The sequence below is a fragment of the Mesorhizobium sp. WSM4829 genome (assembly GCF_055811475.1).
This window is the reverse complement of record NZ_JBVVQJ010000009.1, coordinates 135,267-154,869: the sequence shown is the minus strand read 5'-3', so window position 1 is coordinate 154,869 and position 19,603 is coordinate 135,267. Positions and strand designations below refer to the sequence as shown.

Annotated in this window: 16 protein-coding genes; 8 read left to right on the top strand and 8 right to left on the bottom strand. The window is 64.1% G+C overall.

From position 1 onward, the window contains the following. The first annotated feature begins 89 nt into the window (after positions 1–89). From AC0L17_RS11660 to AC0L17_RS11630, 7 genes are all read left to right on the top strand, one after another. Positions 90–1,094 carry an ABC transporter substrate-binding protein gene (locus AC0L17_RS11660; protein WP_473515931.1) on the top strand — a complete coding sequence of 335 codons (1,005 nt, stop codon included), beginning with the start codon at positions 90–92 and terminating at the stop codon, positions 1,092–1,094. Positions 1,095–1,103: 9 nt separating this feature from the next. Next, positions 1,104–1,934, top strand: a complete 831-nt coding sequence (locus AC0L17_RS11655) for an ABC transporter ATP-binding protein (RefSeq protein WP_473491268.1) — start codon at positions 1,104–1,106, stop codon at positions 1,932–1,934. Continuing rightward, positions 1,921–2,772: an ABC transporter permease gene (locus AC0L17_RS11650; RefSeq protein ID WP_473515930.1), complete on the top strand. Its 852-nt coding sequence runs from the start codon at positions 1,921–1,923 to the stop codon at positions 2,770–2,772. Before AC0L17_RS11655 ends, AC0L17_RS11650 begins: the two co-directional genes overlap by 14 nt. Before the next feature lie 184 nt (positions 2,773–2,956). Next, complete coding sequence (locus AC0L17_RS11645; RefSeq protein ID WP_473515929.1) at positions 2,957–4,258, top strand: cytosine deaminase; 1,302 nt, start codon at positions 2,957–2,959, stop codon at positions 4,256–4,258. After that, complete coding sequence (locus tag AC0L17_RS11640) at positions 4,255–5,655, top strand: FAD-binding oxidoreductase (RefSeq protein WP_473515928.1); 1,401 nt, start codon at positions 4,255–4,257, stop codon at positions 5,653–5,655. Before AC0L17_RS11645 ends, AC0L17_RS11640 begins: the two co-directional genes overlap by 4 nt. Positions 5,656–5,703: 48 nt before the next feature. After that, on the top strand, positions 5,704–6,285 hold the full coding sequence (locus AC0L17_RS11635) for an NAD(P)H-dependent oxidoreductase (protein WP_473515927.1): 582 nt from the start codon (positions 5,704–5,706) through the stop codon (positions 6,283–6,285). Further along, positions 6,285–6,872, top strand: coding sequence for an NAD(P)H-dependent oxidoreductase (locus AC0L17_RS11630; protein ID WP_473515926.1), 588 nt, complete (start codon positions 6,285–6,287; stop codon positions 6,870–6,872). The genes AC0L17_RS11635 and AC0L17_RS11630 overlap by 1 nt, the downstream gene beginning before the upstream one ends. A gap of 145 nt (positions 6,873–7,017) precedes the next feature. On the opposite strand, the gene AC0L17_RS11625 is transcribed toward AC0L17_RS11630, so the two are convergent. The 5 genes from AC0L17_RS11625 to AC0L17_RS11605 are packed head-to-tail and all read right to left on the bottom strand — an operon-like array spanning position 7,018 to position 14,622. Next, positions 7,018–9,492, bottom strand: a complete 2,475-nt coding sequence (locus AC0L17_RS11625; RefSeq protein ID WP_473515925.1) for a GcvT family protein — start codon at positions 9,490–9,492, stop codon at positions 7,018–7,020. After that, entirely contained in the window at positions 9,489–10,670 is a 1,182-nt protein-coding gene (locus AC0L17_RS11620) for a pyridoxal phosphate-dependent aminotransferase (RefSeq protein ID WP_473515924.1), read from the bottom strand. Before AC0L17_RS11620 ends, AC0L17_RS11625 begins: the two co-directional genes overlap by 4 nt. Continuing rightward, positions 10,670–11,569: a homocysteine S-methyltransferase family protein gene (locus AC0L17_RS11615; protein WP_473515923.1), complete on the bottom strand. Its 900-nt coding sequence runs from the start codon at positions 11,567–11,569 to the stop codon at positions 10,670–10,672. Before AC0L17_RS11615 ends, AC0L17_RS11620 begins: the two co-directional genes overlap by 1 nt. Next, the gene (locus AC0L17_RS11610) at positions 11,566–14,019 is read right to left on the bottom strand and encodes a GcvT family protein (protein ID WP_473515922.1); all 2,454 of its coding nucleotides are present in this window, start codon (positions 14,017–14,019) and stop codon (positions 11,566–11,568) included. Before AC0L17_RS11610 ends, AC0L17_RS11615 begins: the two co-directional genes overlap by 4 nt. Positions 14,020–14,034: 15 nt before the next feature. Then, positions 14,035–14,622 (bottom strand): helix-turn-helix domain-containing protein, encoded by a 588-nt coding sequence (locus tag AC0L17_RS11605; RefSeq protein WP_031254773.1) that lies wholly within the window; start codon positions 14,620–14,622, stop codon positions 14,035–14,037. 309 nt (positions 14,623–14,931) lie between these two features. On the opposite strand from AC0L17_RS11605, the gene AC0L17_RS11600 reads away from it, so the two are divergent. After that, complete coding sequence (locus AC0L17_RS11600; protein WP_091594418.1) at positions 14,932–15,636, top strand: nitroreductase; 705 nt, start codon at positions 14,932–14,934, stop codon at positions 15,634–15,636. Between the two features lie 22 nt (positions 15,637–15,658). Here the strand turns inward: AC0L17_RS11600 and AC0L17_RS11595 are convergent, their stop codons facing one another. Genes AC0L17_RS11595 through AC0L17_RS11585 form a run of 3 tightly spaced genes read right to left on the bottom strand, consistent with a single transcriptional unit; the run spans position 15,659 to position 19,555 of the window. Next, positions 15,659–16,246, bottom strand: coding sequence for a sarcosine oxidase subunit gamma (locus AC0L17_RS11595; protein ID WP_473515921.1), 588 nt, complete (start codon positions 16,244–16,246; stop codon positions 15,659–15,661). Further along, entirely contained in the window at positions 16,239–19,262 is a 3,024-nt protein-coding gene (locus AC0L17_RS11590; RefSeq protein ID WP_473515920.1) for a sarcosine oxidase subunit alpha, read from the bottom strand. The genes AC0L17_RS11595 and AC0L17_RS11590 overlap by 8 nt, the downstream gene beginning before the upstream one ends. Next, positions 19,259–19,555 carry a sarcosine oxidase subunit delta gene (locus AC0L17_RS11585; protein ID WP_473515919.1) on the bottom strand — a complete coding sequence of 99 codons (297 nt, stop codon included), beginning with the start codon at positions 19,553–19,555 and terminating at the stop codon, positions 19,259–19,261. Before AC0L17_RS11585 ends, AC0L17_RS11590 begins: the two co-directional genes overlap by 4 nt. Positions 19,556–19,603: the final 48 nt, after the last annotated feature.

Genomic DNA, 19,603 nt, shown 5'->3' with positions numbered 1-19,603 from the left:
GGTCCGGGCGATGGCATGTGTCTTGCTTCTTCAATCGATGGTGTCGAGCCCGGCGCGCAGCGCGCCGGAGCCAACTGAGGGTGGTGTGGATGGACGGAAAACTCAAGATTTCGGCTGGCGCGATCGTGCTGCTTGCCGCAACCACGCTGAGTGCGGCAGCAAACGAGAAGATCACATTCGGCACCAATTGGCTCGCCCAGGCCGAGCACGGTGGCTATTATCAGGCGGTCGCTGATGGCACCTATGCCGCTTGCGGGCTCGACGTGACGATCATGCAAGGTGGCCCGCAGGTCAGCGGCCGGCCGCTGCTGCTTGCCGGCAAGATCGACTTCTACATGGGCGGCAACATGCTGCAGGCCTTCGACGCGGTTCAGCAGGAGATTCCGCTGCGCGTCGTCGCCGCTTCGTTCCAGAAAGAGCCGCAGGTGATCATGGCCCATCCAGGTCAGGGGCTCGACAGATGGGAGGATTTGAAGAACGCGGACCAGTACATCGTCGCTGACGAAGGTGCACAGAGCTTCTTCCAATGGATGGTAACGGAATTCGGCTTCGATCCGGCCAAGCGCGTGCCCTACACCTTCAACCCCGCACCTTTTATCGCCAATCCGAAGTCGATCCAGCAAGGCTACGTGACCTCGGAGCCCTATGCCGTCGCCAAGGAAGGCGGCTTCCAGCCCAATGTGTTCCTGCTCGCCGACTACGGCTTCGACACCTATGCGACGACGATCGAGACCATGCAGGCGACGATCGACAAGCGGCCGGAGGTGGTTCAGTGCTTCGTCGATGGCTCGGCCAAGGGCTGGTACAACTATCTCTACGGCGACAACGCTGCCGCCAACGCGGCGATCAAGAAGGACAACCCCGACATCAGCGACGAGCAGATCGCGTTCTCGATCGAGCAGATGAAGAAATTCGGCATCGTCGATTCCGGCGATACGGAAAAACTCGGCATCGGCGCGATGACCGACGCGCGCATCCAGAGCTTCTACGACAAGATGGTCAAGGCCAAGGTCGTGCCGGCCGACGTCGACATCAAAAAGTCCTACACACTGGCCTTCGTCAACAAGGGCGTCGGGATCGACCTGAAGAAATAGCACCCGGGCATGATGCAGGAGAAAGTGGCGCAAGCGCCGGCAAGCGCATCGGGCAAAGGTCCGATGCTGCTGGCGCTGCGCGGCGTCGGCAAAGTCTTTTCCAACGGCGTGACAGCGCTCAGCGACGTCGACCTGACGATCCGGGAAGGCGACTTCCTCAGCCTTCTCGGCCCGTCCGGCTGTGGCAAGTCAACGGCCTTGCGCCTCATCGCCGGTCTTGCAACGCCGACCTCCGGCCTGCTCGACTGGCGCGGCAGCAGCGCTGCCGATCGCTCTGACATCGGCTTCGTCTTCCAGGAACCGACGCTGCTGCCGTGGGCCGACGTCTTCGACAATGTCTGGCTGCCGCTCAGGCTGAAGGGCGTGTCGCGGGCCAAGGCTGCGCCTGTCGTGATGGAGATGCTGGCGCGGGTTCATCTGACCGGCTTCGAGAAAGCCGTGCCGCGCGAATTGTCCGGCGGCATGAAGATGCGCGTCTCGATCGCCCGCGCCATGGTGACCAAGCCGCGCGTGCTTTTGATGGACGAGCCATTTGCGGCATTGGACGAGATCACCCGCTTCAAGCTCAACAACGATCTTCTGGAACTGTGGCAGGACGAGCGTTTTACCGTCGTCTTCGTCACCCACAGCGTCTTCGAAAGTGTTTTCCTCTCCAGCCGCGTCGTCGTCATGGCGGCGCGGCCGGGCAGGGTCTTCAAAGAACTCGCCATCGATGCGTCCTATCCGCGCAACGAAGCCTTCCGCACCTCGCCCGCCTATGCCGCGCTCTGCCGCCAGGCGTCCGATGTGCTGATCGGCGCCATCAACTCAACCGCGGGACCGCATCATGACGGCCATTGATCATACTGCCGTAACCCTGGATCCAGAGGAGGCGCGTCGCCTGCGCCAGGAGCGGCTCGAGCGGATCGGCCGATGGCTGCTGCCGCTGGCGATCATGGTCCTGGCGATCTGGCTGTGGGACCGCATCTGCGTCTGGAACGACATCCCGAAATATATCCTGCCGCGCCCCGCTGTGGTGCTGCAAACGCTGTTCGACGATGCCGGGCTGCTGTTCTCCTCGCTGCTGGTGACGCTCAGGATCACCTTTCTCAGCCTGCTTCTGGCCGTCATCGGCGGCGTCGGGCTGGCGGTGCTGTTTACGCAATCGAAATGGGTGGAGATGTCGTTCTTCCCGTTTGCGATCGTGCTGCAGGTTACGCCGATCGTCGCGATCTTCCCGCTGATCAACATCTATGTCGACAACCAGACGACGAAGCTTCTGCTGTGTGCCTGGATCGTCGCTTTCTTCCCGATCCTGTCCAACACGACGCTCGGCCTCAACTCCGTCGACCGCAACCTGCGCGACATGTTCAAGCTCAACGGCGCAACCCGCTGGCAGCAATTGCGCTATCTGCGCCTGCCGGCGGCGATGCCGTATTTCCTCGGCGGGCTGAAGATCGCCGGCGGCCTGTCGCTGATAGGCGCGGTGGTGGCGGAGTTCGTCGCCGGGGCCACCGGGCAGTCGTCGGGGCTGGCCTCGCGCATCATCGAGGCCGGTTACCGGCTCAACGCACCGCGGCTGTTCGCGGCGCTGATCCTGATCTCGTTCACCGGCATTTTGATTTTCCTGGTGCTGTCGCTGATCTCGCACCTGATCCTGCGACGCTGGCACGAGAGTGCGCTGAAGCAGGAGCGATGATGGTTGAAAGGTTGGCGCAAATCACCCCCCTCTGTCCTGCCGGACATCTCCCCCTCAAGGGGGGAGATCGGCAGCTTCGCCCATGGCGCTCGTGTTGCAACGTTGGTGATTGGCGAAACCCTAGATGGCATCCAATCTCCCCCCTTGAGGGGGAGATGGCCGGCAGGCCAGAGGGGGGTGCGCCTTGATACCAGCCTCTGGTCCTTATCAACTCACCAGCGCCCGGCTTCACGCATCACTTACGCCGGGACTCTCCGCAGCCTTCGATGCAGACGGCTTTGCGCTCGCCGACATCACCGTCGCCGACGGCAAAATCTCCAGCATCGTCGCGAATCGCCAGTCCAATTCACCCGTAGGCGCCGTCGACCTCGGCGGCCGTATCGTCATGCCGTGCTTCGTCGACTGCCACACCCATATCGACAAAGGCCATATCTGGCCTCGAAAACCCAATCCGGACGGCACCTTCATGGGGGCGCTGAACGCCACCGGCGCCGACCGTGCTGCCCGCTGGAGCGCCGAGGACGTCGCTCGCCGCATGGATTTTTCGCTGCGCTGCGCCTATTCGCACGGCACCAGGGCTTTGCGCACCCATCTCGACAGCGTCGCACCGCAGGAGGAGATATCCTGGCCGGTGTTCGAGACGGTGCGGGAGAAATGGCGTGGCCGCATCGAGCTGCAGGCCGCCTGCCTGCTCGGCATCGAAGGCGTGCGCGACAAGAAATGGTTCGAAAGCCTGGCCAAACGCGTCGCTGCGGCCAACGGCGTGCTTGGCGTCGTCACCTATATGCTGCCGGACCTGGAAGAGCTTCTCGATCGGGTTTTCGCGCAGGCGATCAAGCATGGCCTCGACCTCGATTTCCATGCCGACGAGACCGACGACATCTCGGCGATCTCGCTGAAGAAGATCGCCGAGGCGGCGCTGTGGAACGGGTTTGAGGGAAACATCCTCGTCGGCCACTGCTGCTCGCTGGCACGCCAGCCCGATCTCGACGTGCTCGACACGCTCGACAAGATGGCGAAGGCGGGGCTCGCCGTGGTGTCGCTGCCGATGTGCAATCTCTATCTGCAGGACCGGCGCGGCGACAACACCACGCCGCGCTGGCGCGGCGTGACGCTGCTGCACGAGATGAAGGCGCGCGGCATTCCCGTCGCCGTCGCCTCCGACAACACCCGCGATCCGTTCTACGCCTATGGCGATCTTGACATGCTGGAGGTCTATCGCATGGCGACGCGTATCCTGCATTTCGATCACCCGGTCGGCGACTGGCCGCAAGCGGTGACTTCGACGCCGGCCAGAGTGATGCGGCTCGACGGGTTCGGCACCCTTGCCGCAGGCGGTGGCGCCGACTTCGTCGTCTTCAGGGGGCGGAACTGGACGGAATTGCTGTCGCGGCCCGAATCGGATCGCACCGTGGTGCGTGATGGCCGCGCCATCGAGCGCCAATTGCCCGACTATGCCGAACTCGACGATCTGATGGTGCGATGATGGACCTGGCTGCGCTCAAACGCGATCTCGACGGTCTGAAGATCGACGACCATCCGGCGATCGTCCAGCAGAAGAGCCGCGATTTCTACTGGTACAGCCCGGTGCTCAAGCAACAGCTCGACCATGTCACCGGCGACCTGATCGTGACGCCAAAGACCGAAGTCGAGGTGATCCGCGTGCTTGGCGCGTGCCACCGGCATGGCATTCCGGTGACGCCACGCGGCAGCGGTACCGGCAATTACGGTCAGGCGATGCCCTTGTCCGGCGGCGTCGTGCTCAATCTCGCCGAGATGAACGCAATCAAGGCGATCGCGCCTGGTCGCGTCGTGACCGGTCCCGGTGCCGTCCTCGCCGACATCGACAGGGCGACGCGCGCCCATTCCGGCCAGGAGCTTCGGATGTCGCCGTCGACCTATAACACCGCTTCGATCGGCGGCTTCGTTGCCGGCGGCTCGGGCGGCATCGGCTCGATCCGCTGGGGCGGGCTGCGCGACCTCGGCAACGTCATCCGGCTCAGGACCGTGACGATGGAGGCGGAGCCTCGCATCATGGATCTTGCCGGCGAGGAGGTGCTGAAGGTGATGCATGCCTACGGCACCAACGGCATCATCACCGAGGTCGAGATGCCGTTGACCGCATCCTACGACTGGATCGACGTCATCGTCGGCTTCGACGATTTCATGGATGCGGCTGGCTTCGGCAACGATCTCGCCATTCAGGACGGCATACTGGCGAAGCTGATCACGCCGATCGCCGCGCCGATCCCTTACGACTATTTCAAGCGGCACCAGAAATTCTTCCGGCGCGAGCAAAGCATCGTCGTCTGCATGATCGCCCCGCAGGCGATGGACGCCTTTGTCGCCCTCACGGCGCGCAGCAAGGGCGAGATCGTCTTCCGCGCCGACAAGGAGGCCGATCTTAGGGGTTTGCCGCCGGCCTATGAGCTGACCTGGAACCACACGACGCTGCGCGCCATCAGGGTCGACCCTGATATTACCTATCTGCAGACCCGCTATCCCTCGCCGGATCACCTCGCTTACGTCAAGGCGATGATCGACCGCTTCGGCGACGAGGTGCCGGTTCATCTCGAATTCATCCGCTTCGACGGCGCGATCGGCGTCGCCGGACTGCCGCTGGTCCGCTTCACCACGGCGGAGCGGCTCGACGAGATCATCCGCATCCACGAGGACAACGGCTGCTGGGTCTTCAATCCGCACCGCTACACGCTGGAAGAGGGCGGCATGAAGCAGACGGACGAGGTGCAGCTCGCCTTCAAGCGCGAAACCGATCCGCAAGGGCTGCTCAATCCCGGCAAGATGATCGCCTGGGAAAACCCTGACTACGACTATCGCTCGGGCAAGTCGTTCCTGTTCAAGGGGTTGCAGAAGGCGGGGTGAAACGATGACGAGCGTGTGGCGCTGTCGCGCTGACCTGCGAGGTCTTCGGTGAACATCCTCGTGCTCTACGCCCACCCGGTCGAAACCAGCTTCAACGCCGGTCTGCACCGGACGATCGTCGAGCGGCTGACGGCCGCCGGCCACGCCGTCGACGATTGCGATCTCTATGCCGAGGATTTCGACCCGCGGCTGACACGGGCCGAGCGGCTAGGTTATCACGACGAGCGCGGTACCGGTGATCCGGCAGCGCTCTATGTCGAGCGCCTGCTGAGGGCAGAGGCGCTGGTGCTGTCGTTTCCGGTGTGGAACTACGGCTATCCGGCGATCCTGAAAGGCTTTTTCGACCGCGTCTTCCTGCCCGGCATCTCGTTCAAGCTGGTCAATGGCAAGGTGCAGCCTTCGCTGCACAACATCCGCAAGCTGGCGGCGGTCACCACCTATGGTGGCAGCCGGCTCCACGCCATGCTGATGGGCGACCCGCCGCGCAAGCTTGTCAAGCGTGTGTTGCGCGCGACGGTCAAGCCAAGCGCCTCGGTGTCCTATCTCGCGCATTATTCGATGAACCTATCGACCGATGAGACGCGGAAGAGATTTACGGCGAAGGTCGCCGCCAGCATGGATGCCTTCTGATGCGGGTCCTGGTGGTTTATTGCCATCCGGTCCCGGAAAGCTTTTGCGCCGCGATCCGGGATAGTGCCATCGAGGTGCTGGAGGCGAGAGGCTGGGAGGTGCGGCTGCTCGACCTCTATGCGGAAAATTTCGATCCGGTCATGGGCTGCGACGAGCGACGCGTCTATAACGAGCACGCCCCGCAGGATCCGGCGCTCAAGCCGCATATCGAAAATCTCAACTGGGCCCAGGCAATCCTCTTCATCTATCCGACATGGTGGTACGGGCTGCCGGCGATGCTGAAGGGCTGGCTCGACCGGGTCTGGGCGACCGACGTCGCCTTCCGACTGCCGGCCGGCAAGGGACGGATCCAGTCACTGGTGAGGCATGTGACGAAGATCGGGGTGATCACGACCTGCGGCGCACCGACCTGGTGGAGCGTCGTCGTCGGCCAGCCGGGACGCAAGACGATCCTGCGCGGCATGCGGGCGCTCTGCGCCACTCGCTGCAGGACGTTCTTTCTGGCGCACTATTTGATGGACGCGTCGACACCCCGGAGCCGGGCTGCTTTCCTTGCGAAAGTGCGGGCGAAACTGGAGCGGTTTTGAGAGATGAGCGTCCTTCTCCCCGTTCACGGGGAGAAGATGCCGGCAGGCAGATGAGGGACAGCGTGAACCTGGCAAGACTTGTGCCGCCCCTTCATCCGGCCCTTCGGGCCCCCTTCTCCCCGTAAACGGGGCGAAGGAAAAAGGGCTACATCCGCACCCGTTCCGCTTTCGGATCATACATCGGCTTCAGCGACACTTCCGCGGCGAAGCGGTCGCCGGCGATCTCGATCTCGTAGGAAGACGACAGCACGTCCGCCTCGCTCTCGCCCCGGCAGGGCACGTAGCCGAGGCCGACGGCGCCGCCGAGATGATGGCCGTAATTGCCCGAGGTGACCGGGCCGACAATCTTGCCGTCGCGCAGGATCGCTTCGTTGTGGAAGAGCAAGGGTTGCGTGTCTTTCAGGCGAAATTGCACCAGCCGCCGGTTCAATCCGGTTTCTTGTCTCCTCAGCACGGCATCGCGGCCAAGAAAATCGCCCTTGGCAGTCTTCACTGCGAATCCAAGGCCTGCCTCCAGCACATTGTCCTCGTCGGTGATGTCGTGGCCAAAATGCCGGAAGGCCTTTTCGATGCGGCAGGAATCCAGCGTGTGCAGGCCGCAAAGTTTTAGGCCGACATCGGCGCCGGCCGCCTCGATCGCCTCGAACACGTGTGCGGCCTGGTCGGTCGAGACGTAAAGCTCCCAGCCGAGTTCGCCGACATAGGTCACGCGATGGGCGCGGGCCAGCCCCATGCCGATTTCAATCTCCTGAAACGTTCCGAACGGATTGGTTTCGTTGGAGAAATCGTTCGGGCTCAGCTTTTGAATGAGCTGCCTCGAATCCGGGCCCATCAGGCAGAGCACGGCCTCGGCCGCGGTGACATCGGTGATGACGACGAATTCATCGGCGAGATGTTTTTTCAACCAGGCGAGATCACGCTGTAGCGTGGCGCCCGGCACGACGAGGAAGAACACGGTTTCAGACAGCCGCGAGACGGTGAGATCGCTCTCGATGCCGCCGCGCTGGTTGAGCATCTGGGTGTAGACGATCTTGCCCGGTGCCACCTCCATGTCGTTGGCGCAAAGCCTCTGCAGGAAGGCGCAGGCATCGCGGCCCTCGACACGGATCTTGCCGAACGAGGTCATGTCGAACAGGCCGACGCCGTTTCGGACGGCCAGATGTTCGTCGCGCTGGTTGTCGAACCAGTTCTGCCGTTTCCAGGAATAGCGGTACTCGCGCTCCTGGTCCTCACGCGCGAACCAGTTGGCCCGCTCCCAGCCAGCGACCTCGCCGAACACCGCGCCGCGTGCCTTCAGATGTTCATGGAGCGGGGAGCGCCTGACGTTCCGAGAGGTCGCCATCTGCCGATACGGGAAATGATCGGCATAAAGCAGGCCGAGGGTTTCGGAGACGCGCTCCTTCAGGTAGCGGCGGTTCTTCTGGAACGGCTGGGCGCGGCGGATGTCGACCTCCCACAGATCGAAGGGTGCTTCGCCATCGTTGATCCATTGCGCCAGCGCCATGCCGGCGCCGCCTGAGGAGACGATGCCGATGGAGTTGTAGCCGGTCGCCATCCAGTAGCCGGAAAGCTCCGGCGCCTCGCCGAGATAATAGCGATCATCAGGCGTGAAACTCTCGGGGCCGTTGAAGAAAGTGTGGATGCCGGCGCTGGCCAGCATCGGCATGCGGTTGACGCCCATTTCGAGGATCGGCTCGAAATGCTCAAAATCCTCGGGCAACTGGTCGAAGCAGAAATCTTCGCTTATGCCGTCCATGCCCCACGGCTTGGCCACCGGCTCGAAGGCGCCGAGCATCATCTTGCCGGCGTCTTCCTTGTAGTAGGCGCACTCGTCCGGCACGCGCAGCACCGGCAGCCGGGTCAGGCCGGGGATCGGTTCGGTGACGAGATAAAAATGCTCGCAGGCATGCAGCGGGATGCTGACGCCGTTCTGGGCGCCAAGCTCGCGTGCCCACATCCCGGCGCAATTGACGACGACATCGGCCTCGATCATGCCTTGCTCGTCGCCCCGCATCCAGGAAACGCCGGTGACGCAGCCATTCCTGGTGTGAACCTTGGTGACCTTCACATTCTCGACGATCGTCGCACCGCGCTGGCGCGCACCCTTGGCCAGCGCCATGGCGATATTGGCCGGGTCGCATTGGCCGTCGAGCGGCAAATGCACGGCGCCGACCACATCGGAAACATTAAGATGCGGGTACATCTGCTTGACTTCGTTTGGCGAAATCTCGCGCACGTCGATATCGAACGCGCGGGCGAGCGACGCCTGCCTATAAATCTCGTGCTTGCGTTCCTCGGTCAGCGCCACGGTGATCGAACCGACCTGGCGCATGCCGGTGCCGACATCGGTCTCGGCCTCCAGCCTGACGTAGAGGTCGGCCGAATATTTCGCCAGCCGTGTCATGTTCTGCGAACCGCGCAACTGGCCGATCAGGCCGGCGGCATGCCATGTCGTGCCCGATGTCAGCTGCTTGCGCTCGAGCAGCACGATGTCGGTCCAGCCGAGCTTGGCCAGATGATAGGCGACCGAGCAGCCGGAGACGCCGCCGCCGATGATGACGGCCCTCGCCTTGGGAGGAATGGTTTTGGCCAGTATGGTTTTGGGAGACGGGACGCTCATGCGGCCTCGCGGCGGTAGCTGGACGCGAAGCGGCGCAGGCGAAGGGCTGCTTCCAGAAGCACCGCCTCGGGCTGGCAGAGGCTGACGCGAATATGACCGGCGGCGGCCTCGCCGAAACTCGAGCCGGGCATGACGCCGACCTTTTCCTTGTCGAGCAGGGCCCAGGCGAATTTCTCGTCGTCCGGCTCGAGAGCCGAGATGTCGAGCATGACATACATGCCGCCTTCGGAGCCGCGCACGGTGACGTTGTTCATGCCGCGCATGGCATCGAGGACGACGCTGCGCCGTGCGGCATAGCGTTCGGCGATCTCCTTGACGCCGTAGCCGTTTTCCAGCGCCTCGGCGCAAGCGAGGCTGATGAACGCCGGCAGGCCGTAGGTGGTCACCAGATTGAGGTTGGTCAGCAGCGAGATCATCTGCTCGGGCCCGCTCAGCCAGCCCATGCGCCAGCCGGTCATGCCGTGGCTCTTCGACATGGAGTTGATGACCAGCGTGCGTTCCGCCATGCCGGGCAGCGAACGCGGCGAGACGTGCTCGCCGCCGCCCAGCGTCCAATAGACCTCGTCCGACAGCAGCCAGAGGTCATGCTCCCGGCAGATCTGCGCCAGCTCCTCAAGCCGCTGGCGCGAATAGACGGCACCCGTCGGGTTGTTCGGCGTGTTGATGAGGATGGCGCGGGTGTTCGGCCGAAGTGCTGCGCGAATGTCGACGGCGCGCGGCTGGAAACCATCCTCGGCCGGTGTCTCGACCACGGTGAAATCGGCGCCCGCCGCACTGAAGGTGTTGGGGTAGGTCGCGTAATAGGGCGCCACCACAATGGCATGGTCGCCCTGGTCGAGAACGGCCTGCACCGCCGCATACAGCGCGGCCTGCCCGCCCGGCGTAGCGATGACCTGGTCGGGGTTGGTCGCAACGCCGGTGCAGGCGGTCGAGGCCGCCGCCATGGCCTGGCGCAGGCGCGGAATGCCGGCAAGCGGGGTATAGTGGTGATTGCTGGCGCGAACCGCCGTCACGCAGGCTTCGATCGTCTGCGCCGGCGTGTCGAAATCATGGTCGCCGACGGACAGCATGATGATGTCCTCGCCGGCCTGCTTGCGCGTCCAGGCGGCGAAATGGACCTCCCAGCCGTCCTTGCCGGAAGGCACGATGCCGGAAATGCGCGATGATGGTCTGGGCATTATGCTACTCCCGAAATTTCGTAGCCGGCCTGTTCGAGCCGGTCGCGCAGGGCCGCGATATGAGGCGGCCCGACTTCGCAGCAGCCGCCGACGATGTCGGCGCCGGCCTCGACCCAGCCGACCGCCTGGTCGGCATAGGCATCCGGATCGAGGTCGTGGCGGGCGTGCAGCACTTCCACCGTTCCGCCATGCTTGAGCGCCTCGACCGAGGTGAAGCCGTTGGCATAGGCGCCAACCGGCCCGCCGAGAGCGATCAGTTCGGGCAGCGCTGCAGCAATGGCTTCGGGCCGGCAGCAATTGATCAGCCTGGCTGCGACCGGCAGGCCGTCGAGAGCTCTTGCTGCCGCCGCTATGGTTTCGCCGCTGCGCAGCCGCGGCGCGCCGTGATCGGCGAGCGTCCACGACACCCACACCGGCTTGCCGCTTTCCGACGCGGCGGTGACAGCCGCGCGCGCCTCCTCGGCCGACGCCATGGTCTCGCACAGGAACAGATCGACGCCGTCGGCCTGCTCGGCAACGATGCGGCGGTAGATGTCGAGCGTATCCTCGAAGGATATCGTCAGGGCCGGTGCGTAGCTGCCGAACAGCGGCGACAGGCAGCCGGCGATTGCCGCGTCGCCGGCCTGGTCGCGCGCTTGCCTTGCCAGTTCTATGCCGCGCTGCTGCAGCGGCTTGAACAGCTCTTGCGCGCCCTCGCGCGCCAGCCGCTCGGGGGTTGCGGAATAGGTGTTGATGGTGATGACGCGGGCGCCGGCCCGGATGAATTCCGCATGCAGGTCGCGCACCAGGTCCGGTTCGTCGATCAGCACCCTGGCCGACCATAGCGGGGTGGGATCGGAGCTGCTGCGGCGGACCAGTTCCTGGCCCATGCCGCCGTCGGTGAGAATGACTGAATTCATGCGCGCAACCTCTCGTTGTTTGGATCCCACAGCGGTTCGTCCTTCTGCACGACCGCCTTGAAGCGCTCGCCGAAGATCTCAACCTCGACCGCAGTTCCCGGCTCAGTCAGGTCGGCGCGCAGCATGCCGAGCGCGATCGACCTGTCGATCCGATGACCCCAGCCGCCGGACGTCGTCTCGCCGACGATCCGGCCGTCATGCCACAGCGTCGACATGGTTGGCGCGTCGCAGTCACCGGGGTTTTCGACAACCAGCGTGACAAAGCGCTTCTTCACGCCCTGCTGCTTCTCGTCTTGCAGCGCCGCCTTGCCACGGAATTCCGGCTTGTCCCATTTCACGAAACGCTCCAGCCCACCCTGCAGGATCGAATAGTCGGTCGACAGGTCGCCTTTCCAGGCGCGATAGGATTTTTCAAGCCGCAATGAATCCAGCGCGTACATGCCGAACGGTTTCAGGCCGTGCTTCTGCCCGGTCGCCCAGACGGCGTCGAAGACGGTGGCGGTGTCGTCGATCCTGGTGTGGATTTCCCAGCCGAGTTCACCGGCGAAGGACACGCGCAACAGCCTTGCCCAACGGCCGGCGATTGTCGTCTCCTGGTGCGTCAGCCAGGGCAGAGCAAGGTCGGCGGCGCAGACATCGGCGAGGATTTTTCGCGAATTGGGCCCGGCGAGGATCTGCGTTGAGAATTCCTCGGTCCTGTCGACCAGCCTGAACGAGGCGTCCTTCGGCATGCGCCATTTCAGCCATTCGAAATCATGCCACTGCGCCACCGCGGCGGTGATCAGCGTCATCAGATTCTCGTCGTGGCGAACGACAGACATTTCGGTGACGATGCGGCCCTTGTCGTCGGCAAAATAGACGAGGCCGATGCGGCCGGGTTTCGGCACCAGGCCGGTGATCTGTTGGCTCAACCAGTCGGCCGCGCCCGGACCGTCGAGATTGAAGCGGGAGAACCCGGGCAGGTCCAAAATGCCGGCGGCATCGCGCACGGCAAAGCATTCTTCGCGCACGCGATGCTGCCACGGCCCGTCGCGGCGGAAGGTCAGCGTCGCGGTTTCCGAGACGTCGTCGCCGGCCTGCGCGTACCAGGTGGCGCGCTCCCAGCCATTATAGGCGTCGAAGCAAGCGCCGAGCGCCTTGATGCGATCATGGATCGGCGACAGTTTGCGGTCGCGGCCTGCCGGCCAGGCATGGCGCGGGAACTGGATGGCGTATTCGTTGCCGTAGATTTCCATGCCCTTGGCGACGCAGTAATCCGGGGCCGAGGCAAAGCTGGTGAAGCGGCGCGGATCGCAGGACCACATGTCCCATTCGGTTTGGCCTTCAGTCACCCATTCGGCCAGCACCTTGCCGGCGCCGCCGCCCTGGGCGATGCCGAAGGTGAAGACGCAGGCCTCGAAGGCGTTCGGCACGCCGGGCATCGGGCCGATCAGCGGGTTGCCGTCCGGCGCGTAGGGGATCGGACCGTTGATGACCTTGGACAGGCCGGCGGTGCCGAGAATCGGCACCCGGGCGACGGCATCGGCCAGATAGTCCTCGAGCCGGTCGAGATCGTCGGGGAACAGCTGGAACGAAAAATCGTCTGGCATCGGATCGTTGTGGCCGACCCAATGGGCACGGCAATTGCGCTCATAGGGGCCGAGATTCATGCCGTTCTTTTCCTGGCGCAGATAATAGGAGGTGTCGACGTCGCGCAGCAGCGGCAGTTTCTTGCCCTGCTCCTTCGACCACGCGGCCAGTTCGGGGATTTCCTCGAACAGGATATATTGATGGCTCATCACCATCATCGGCACGTCGCGGCCGAACATCCTGCCGACTTCGGCCGCACGGTAGCCGGCGGCGTTGACGACGATCTCGCAGCGGATCTCGCCCTGAGCGGTCTCGACCACCCACTCGTCCTTGTCGCTGCGCACGCCGGTGACCGGACAGAAGCGAATGATCTTCGCACCCAGGTCGCGGGCGCCCTTGGCCAGCGCCTGGGTCAGTTGCGCCGGGTCGATGTCGCCGTCGCTCGGATCGTAGAGCGCGCCCTTCAATTCATGCGTTTCGATGAACGGGTAGCGGCGCTTGATCTCGTCGAGCCCGACCACATCGATGTCCATGCCCTGGTAGCGGCCCATGCCCTTGGCGCGCTGAAACTCCTGCATACGCTCGGCTGTATGGGCCAGCCTGAGCGAGCCGGTGACATGGTAGTTCATGGGATAGCCGACCGCGTCGGCCAGCCCGCGATAGAGCTCGGTCGAATAGCGCTGCATGTTCATCAGCGACCATGACGAGGAGAAGGTCGGCACGTTGCCGGCCGCATGCCAGGTCGAGCCGGAGGTGAGCTCGTTCTTTTCCAGGAGCACGCAGTCGGTCCAGCCCGCCTTTGCGAGATGGTAGAGCGCCGACGCACCCACGACACCGCCTCCGATGATCACCACACGTGCCGTGGTCGGCAAACCGGCCATATTCTTCTCCAGACCCTAGTAAACAGGTGGCGAAACCACCCAGATGACCACCGCCGGCTCCGCACCGGGATTGCGCCAGCGGAACGGCTTGCCGTCGAAGCGAAAGGAGTCGCCTTCGCCAAGCCGGTGCCAGACGCCTGATATCTCGATGTCGAAGCTGCCGGAAGCGACATATCCGGCTTCCTCCGTCGGCCGGCGGGCTTCGGTCTTCAGTTCAGCACCCGGCGCGAAGACCGAACGCAGCATCTCGAAGCTACCGCCGAGATCGGGCGAAAGAAGCTCCTCCACCAGGCCGGAATCGCTTGTGCCAAGCGTGCGGCGGCTGCCGGCGCGCACGACCACGCCGCGTTCGTTCTCGACGGGCACGTCGTGGCTGAAGAACAGGCTGACCGGCACGCCGAACAATTCCGCGAAGCCCCTGAGATCGCTAAGCGACGGTATCGACAGGCCGCGCTCGACCTGACTGACCCAGCCGACCGAGCGGCCGAGCTTCAGGCCGGTCTCGGCAAGCGTCAGCCCGCGCGCCCTGCGCAGCGCCCTGATATCGCCGGCCAGCAGCCGTTCGCGGTTTTCCTGCTCCGATCTGACGGCGGTTGAGGTCAAAGCTTTTTTCTCGGTGAAAATCTCTCTGGTGAAATACCCCTGGTGAAAAATTGGGGGCAAATTTCATGAGGGGTCAAGTTCGTGAAAAAATCAAGAGAATTTTCATGAGGCCACAAGATTTGCTTGCGCCGTTTTGACGGTTCAGGCAAAGGCTCGGCCACGAACGGCGAGTGAGGGCGTCCGGTCGAGGCTTGCGTTAGAGCGCCATGCGTCAAATTGGACCGCATTGGTGCTCTCTCATTTCTAGACGGCGCATGTATCCTTTCCGGAATCGATTCCGGTTTCCGGGGCACGCGCAAAGGGACGCCCATGCTGGAAAACAGGACTAAGATTACGGATGGCGCGGCGATCGTCGACGAGGCGATCACGTCGCGCCGTTCGGTGCGGGCGTTCCTGCCCGACATGGTCGACGACGAGACGATCCGCGCCATACTCGCCGTTGCCGCGCGTGCGCCTTCGGGCACCAACATGCAGCCCTGGCGGGTCTACGTGACCAGGGGCGAGGTCAAGCAGCGGATCACCGACGCCATCCTCAACTCCGGCATCCGTGCCGAAAAGGCCGAGTGGGACGAGTATCGCTACTATCCCGACCAGTTCTTCGAGCCCTATCTGACCCGGCGGCGAGCCAACGGCTTCGGCCTCTACAGCGTGCTCGGCATCGGCCGGCGTGAGGTCGACAGGATGCGCGCGCAGCACGACCGCAACTTCGTCTTCTTCGACGCACCGGTCGGCATGATCTTCACCGTTGACCGGCGGCTGAACAAGGGCTCGTGGATCGATTACGGCATGTTCCTGCAGAACATCATGGTGGCGGCGCGGGGCAGGGGCCTGCACACCTGCCCGCAGGCGGCCTTTGCACCCTATCACAAGCAGATCAGGCCGGTGCTCAACATTCCCGACGAGGAGATCGTCGTCTGCGGCATGGCGCTTGGCCGTGAGGACACATCCAAGCCCGAAAACGCGTTCCGCACCGACCGCGCGCCGCTGGAAGAGTGGGTGACGTTCGCCACGTGAGGTGACGATACGCCGTCCCGGTCTACTGCACTTCGTAGCCGACTTCCTCGCTGGCGTGACAGAGCGCCTTCCAGAACGAGCGCGCAAACGAGCGGAACACATAGATGTCGAACTGGTCGGCGCCGGTGCGCTGGATTTGGGCGAAGACATCATGATGCATGGTCGAGCGGCCGGCACCGACCGGGAAGGCCGGCAGCGCGAAGTCGATGGCGAAGAACTTTGCCAGCACCCATTCCGCCTTCGGTCCGGCGATGCGGATCGCGGTGCGGCCGTGCGACAGGTCGGTCACCGTGCCGATGTCAGGGGTGACGACATTGGCAAAGGCCGATGCCAGGCCCTCGGCTTCGTCGACCACGGTGAATTTTCCCGGTGCAAATCCGAACACCGACCTCACGCCGTTGGTGCTGCCGGCGCCGGCGCCGTCGGGCAGCGCAAGGCCGGTAACGGTGCGAATGCCTGCTATCAACGCCTTCTCCTGGCCCGGCCAGGCTGCGAGCTGCAGGATCGATCCCGGCCTGGTTTCGGAGAGGATGACCTCGATGCCGTGTTCGAAATCGCCACGCGAGCCGGTGCGCAGCTCCAGTTCAAGCGGGGATTGGCGCTCAACCATGCATGCGGCTCCCGTCCGGATCAAAGAAGTGATTGGAGACGATCTCGACCGGGCCGAACCGGTTGCGCAGAGGATCGGAGATATGGGCGCGCGTGCCGCGCCGTGCCTTGCCGTCCTTGACCAGAGCGAGCGCGATGTACTTGCCGAGCGCCGGCGAATAACAGCAAGCGGTGATGTGGCCGATGGAATCGCGCGGATTGGCTTCGTCAAGCGCTTCGACGATGTGGGCGCCGCCGTTGAGCGGCTGGTTGTCCAGCGAAATCAGGCCGACGAGTTCCAGGCGGCCGGGCGCGATCAGGCCCTCGCGATCCATCATCGCCGAGCCGATGAAGGGCTTTTTCCTGGACAGCATCCAGTCGAGATGCAGGTCGCGTGCGGTGGTGCGGCCGTCGATCTCGGCGCCGGTGACGTGGCCTTTCTCGATGCGCAACGTGCCAAGTGCCTCAAGCCCGTAAGTCACCAGTCCGAACGGCTTGCCGGCTTCGATCAAGGCTTCCCAGACATGGGCGCCGTAGCCGGCGCCGCAGTAGACTTCGAAGGCCATTTCGCCGGAGAAGGAAAGCCGGCAGATCATCACCGGCACGCCTGATATCTTGCCGCGCACGATGCCCATGAAAGGCAGGGTTGCGTTGTCGACGGCGGTGCCGGTGACGCAGGCAGCAAGAATGGCTCGCGCCTTTGGCCCGCCGATCGCCGCACCCGCCCACTCGTCGGTCACCGAGGTGACATGGACCTTAAGCTCCGGCCAGATGACGTCGAGGAAATACTCCAGATGCTGCATCACCTTGCCGGCATTGGCGGTGGTGGTGGTCATCAGGAAGTCCTGTTCGCCGAGACGCCACGTCGTGCCGTCGTCGAAGGCGAGGCCGTCCTCGCGCAGCATTAGCCCGTAGCGGGCCTTGCCGACGGCCAATGTCGAGAACATGTTGGTGTAAACCCGGTCGAGGAATTCCGCCGCGTCCGGGCCCTGCACGGCGATCTTGCCCAGCGTCGAGACATCGACGATGCCGGCGCTCTCGCGCGTCGCCCTGGCTTCGCGCACATAGGCCTGCTCGATCGTCTCGCCGGGATCGCCATAGATCATCGGGCGATACCAGAGGCCGGCCGAATACATGGTCGCGCCGTTGGCGACGTGCCAGTCATGGATCGGCGTCAACCGTTGGGGCCTCAGGTCGCCGAAACGCTCGGCGGCGAGTGAGCCGATCGACACGGCCGAAAAAGGTGGGCGAAAGCGTGTCGTGCCGACTTCGGGAATCGGCTTGCCCAGCGCCTCGGCCATGATGGCGAGGCCGGGTATGTTGGAGCTCTTGCCCTGGTCGGTCGCCATGCCGAGCGTGGTGTAGCGCTTCAGATGCTCGACCGAGACGAAGCCTTCGCGATGTGCAAGCCGTACGTCCTCCGCGGTCACGTCGTGCTGGAAATCGACGAAGCTTTTTCCATTGGCCCTGATCTCGAACACCGGCGCCGGGTCGGGACCGCCGGGTGCGGCTTCGACGACCGGCAGGGCCGTAGGCACGCCTGTTCCACCTGCCGCCGAAAGCCCGGCGGCGCGGCCTTCGGCGATTGCCTCGGCGGTTGAAAAGCTGCCGGTGAAAGCGCCGGCGCCAATCCATCGCTGTGTTGGCCATCGCTGGGTCGGCCATTGCTGGGTTGGCTTCGGTGGCAGGAAGGCTTGTCTGGCGGCATTCCATTCCGCCTTGGCGCCTGCCTGGCTGGCCAGATGGATGGTCGGCGACCAGCCTCCCGACATCAGCAGGCAGTCGGCTTGAATGCTGCGCGCCTCGCCGGCAAGCGCGCCGTTGACCATGTCGAAGCGCTGCACCTTGACGCCGGACAGCGCCTTGCCGCCTTCGGTGGCGACCACGGCGTGACCGAAAAGGATCTTGGCTTCCGCTTCATCGGCGAGCTCGCGCATCTCGCTCGAAAGCTCCGGCCGCACGTCGACGATGGCGACAATCGCCGCACCGGCCTTCTTCAGCGCCAGGGCGGAGCAATAGGCGCTGTCATTGTTGGTGAACAGTGCGATCCTGTTGCCCGCCAGCACGCCGTACTCGTTGGCGTAGCGTTCGGCGGCATGCGCCAGCATCACTCCCGGCCGATCGTTGCCCGGAAACACCAGCGGCCGCTCGAAGGAGCCGGTGGCCAGCACCACCGACTTGGCGCGAATGATCCAGTAGCGATGGCGTGGTTCGCCCTTGCCGGGCCTCTCCTTGTGGTCGGCAACCCGTTCAAGCGCGGCGAGCGTGTTGCCGTCGTAATAGCCCCAGACCGTGGTGCGTGGCAGCAGGCGGACATTGTCATAGCCTTCGAGCTGGCCGGCGGCTCGCGCTGCCCAGTCGGCCCCGGGCATCCCGTCGATCGTCTCGCCCGACCAGTTGGCCGAGCCGCCGAAATGCGGTTCGAGCTCGCTGAGGATGACACGCGCGCCCTGATCGGCGGCTGCCCTGGCGGCCATCAGTCCGGCCGGACCGGAACCGACCACCAGCACATCGCAGAAGGCGTTCATGCGCTCGTAACGCGCCGTGTCGGCAGCGGTCCCGGCGCGGCCGAGACCGGCGGCGCGGCGGATAAAATGCTCGCAGAACATCCAGAAACGCGTGCTCTTCAGCGGGCCGATCGCGGGCCCCATGAAGGTCTTGTAATAGAAGCCGGCGGACAGAAGCTTGCCGCCGAGCTGGTTGGCGGCGCTGACATCCCAGGCCAGCGATGGAAAGCGGTTCTGGCTGACGGCGGTCAGCCCATCATGGATCTCGACCATGGTCGCGGCGATGTTGGGCTCGCGAACCTCGCCCCGCAACACCGTCACCAGGGCGTTCGGTTCCTCGGCGCCTGCCGTCAGCACCCCGCGAGGACGGTGATATTTGAACGAGCGTCCGAACAGGGTGACGCCATTGGCCAGCAGCGCTGAGGCAAGGGTGTCGCCGGCATGGCCGGTGTAAGGCGCGCCGTCGAAGGTGAACCGGATGGTTCGCAGCCGGTCGATCCGGCCACCGGCATCGGTGCGGCGCGGGCTCATGACTTGCCCTCCGCCTTGTGCCGGGCAGCCACTTTGTGGTCGCCGCGCGTGAACACGACGCTGGAGATCTCGTGTGTCAGCGTGTTGCGCACGACCCTGAGATGGGCACGGCAGCCGCCGGAATGCTGCCAGATCTCGTTGTGGTCACCCGCCGGGTTCAATCGGTCATAGACATAGGCGTTCCAGGCATCGAGGTCCTGCGAGGCAGGCTGAGGGCGCTCGCGGTTGCCGTCACCCTGATAGATGAACTCGATGACGTCGCGCGGGCCGCAATAGGGGCAGGTAATCAGCATGCGATTGTATCTTCTCGTTTGACCATGATCTTGGCCGAAAACCGGTTT

Excerpts from the sequence above, each read along its gene's own strand:
- AC0L17_RS11660 (WP_473515931.1), top strand. The coding sequence starts at position 90 with ATGGACGGAAAACTCAAGATTTCGGCTGGCGCGATCGTGCTGCTTGCC.
- AC0L17_RS11655 (WP_473491268.1), top strand. The coding sequence starts at position 1,104 with ATGATGCAGGAGAAAGTGGCGCAAGCGCCGGCAAGCGCATCGGGCAAA.
- AC0L17_RS11650 (WP_473515930.1), top strand. The coding sequence starts at position 1,921 with ATGACGGCCATTGATCATACTGCCGTAACCCTGGATCCAGAGGAGGCG.
- AC0L17_RS11640 (WP_473515928.1), top strand. The coding sequence starts at position 4,255 with ATGATGGACCTGGCTGCGCTCAAACGCGATCTCGACGGTCTGAAGATC.
- AC0L17_RS11630 (WP_473515926.1), top strand. The coding sequence starts at position 6,285 with ATGCGGGTCCTGGTGGTTTATTGCCATCCGGTCCCGGAAAGCTTTTGC.
- AC0L17_RS11625 (WP_473515925.1), bottom strand. The coding sequence starts at position 9,492 with ATGAGCGTCCCGTCTCCCAAAACCATACTGGCCAAAACCATTCCTCCC.
- AC0L17_RS11620 (WP_473515924.1), bottom strand. The coding sequence starts at position 10,670 with ATGCCCAGACCATCATCGCGCATTTCCGGCATCGTGCCTTCCGGCAAG.
- AC0L17_RS11615 (WP_473515923.1), bottom strand. The coding sequence starts at position 11,569 with ATGAATTCAGTCATTCTCACCGACGGCGGCATGGGCCAGGAACTGGTC.
- AC0L17_RS11610 (WP_473515922.1), bottom strand. The coding sequence starts at position 14,019 with ATGGCCGGTTTGCCGACCACGGCACGTGTGGTGATCATCGGAGGCGGT.
- AC0L17_RS11600 (WP_091594418.1), top strand. The coding sequence starts at position 14,932 with ATGCTGGAAAACAGGACTAAGATTACGGATGGCGCGGCGATCGTCGAC.
- AC0L17_RS11595 (WP_473515921.1), bottom strand. The coding sequence starts at position 16,246 with ATGGTTGAGCGCCAATCCCCGCTTGAACTGGAGCTGCGCACCGGCTCG.
- AC0L17_RS11590 (WP_473515920.1), bottom strand. The coding sequence starts at position 19,262 with ATGAGCCCGCGCCGCACCGATGCCGGTGGCCGGATCGACCGGCTGCGA.
- AC0L17_RS11585 (WP_473515919.1), bottom strand. The coding sequence starts at position 19,555 with ATGCTGATTACCTGCCCCTATTGCGGCCCGCGCGACGTCATCGAGTTC.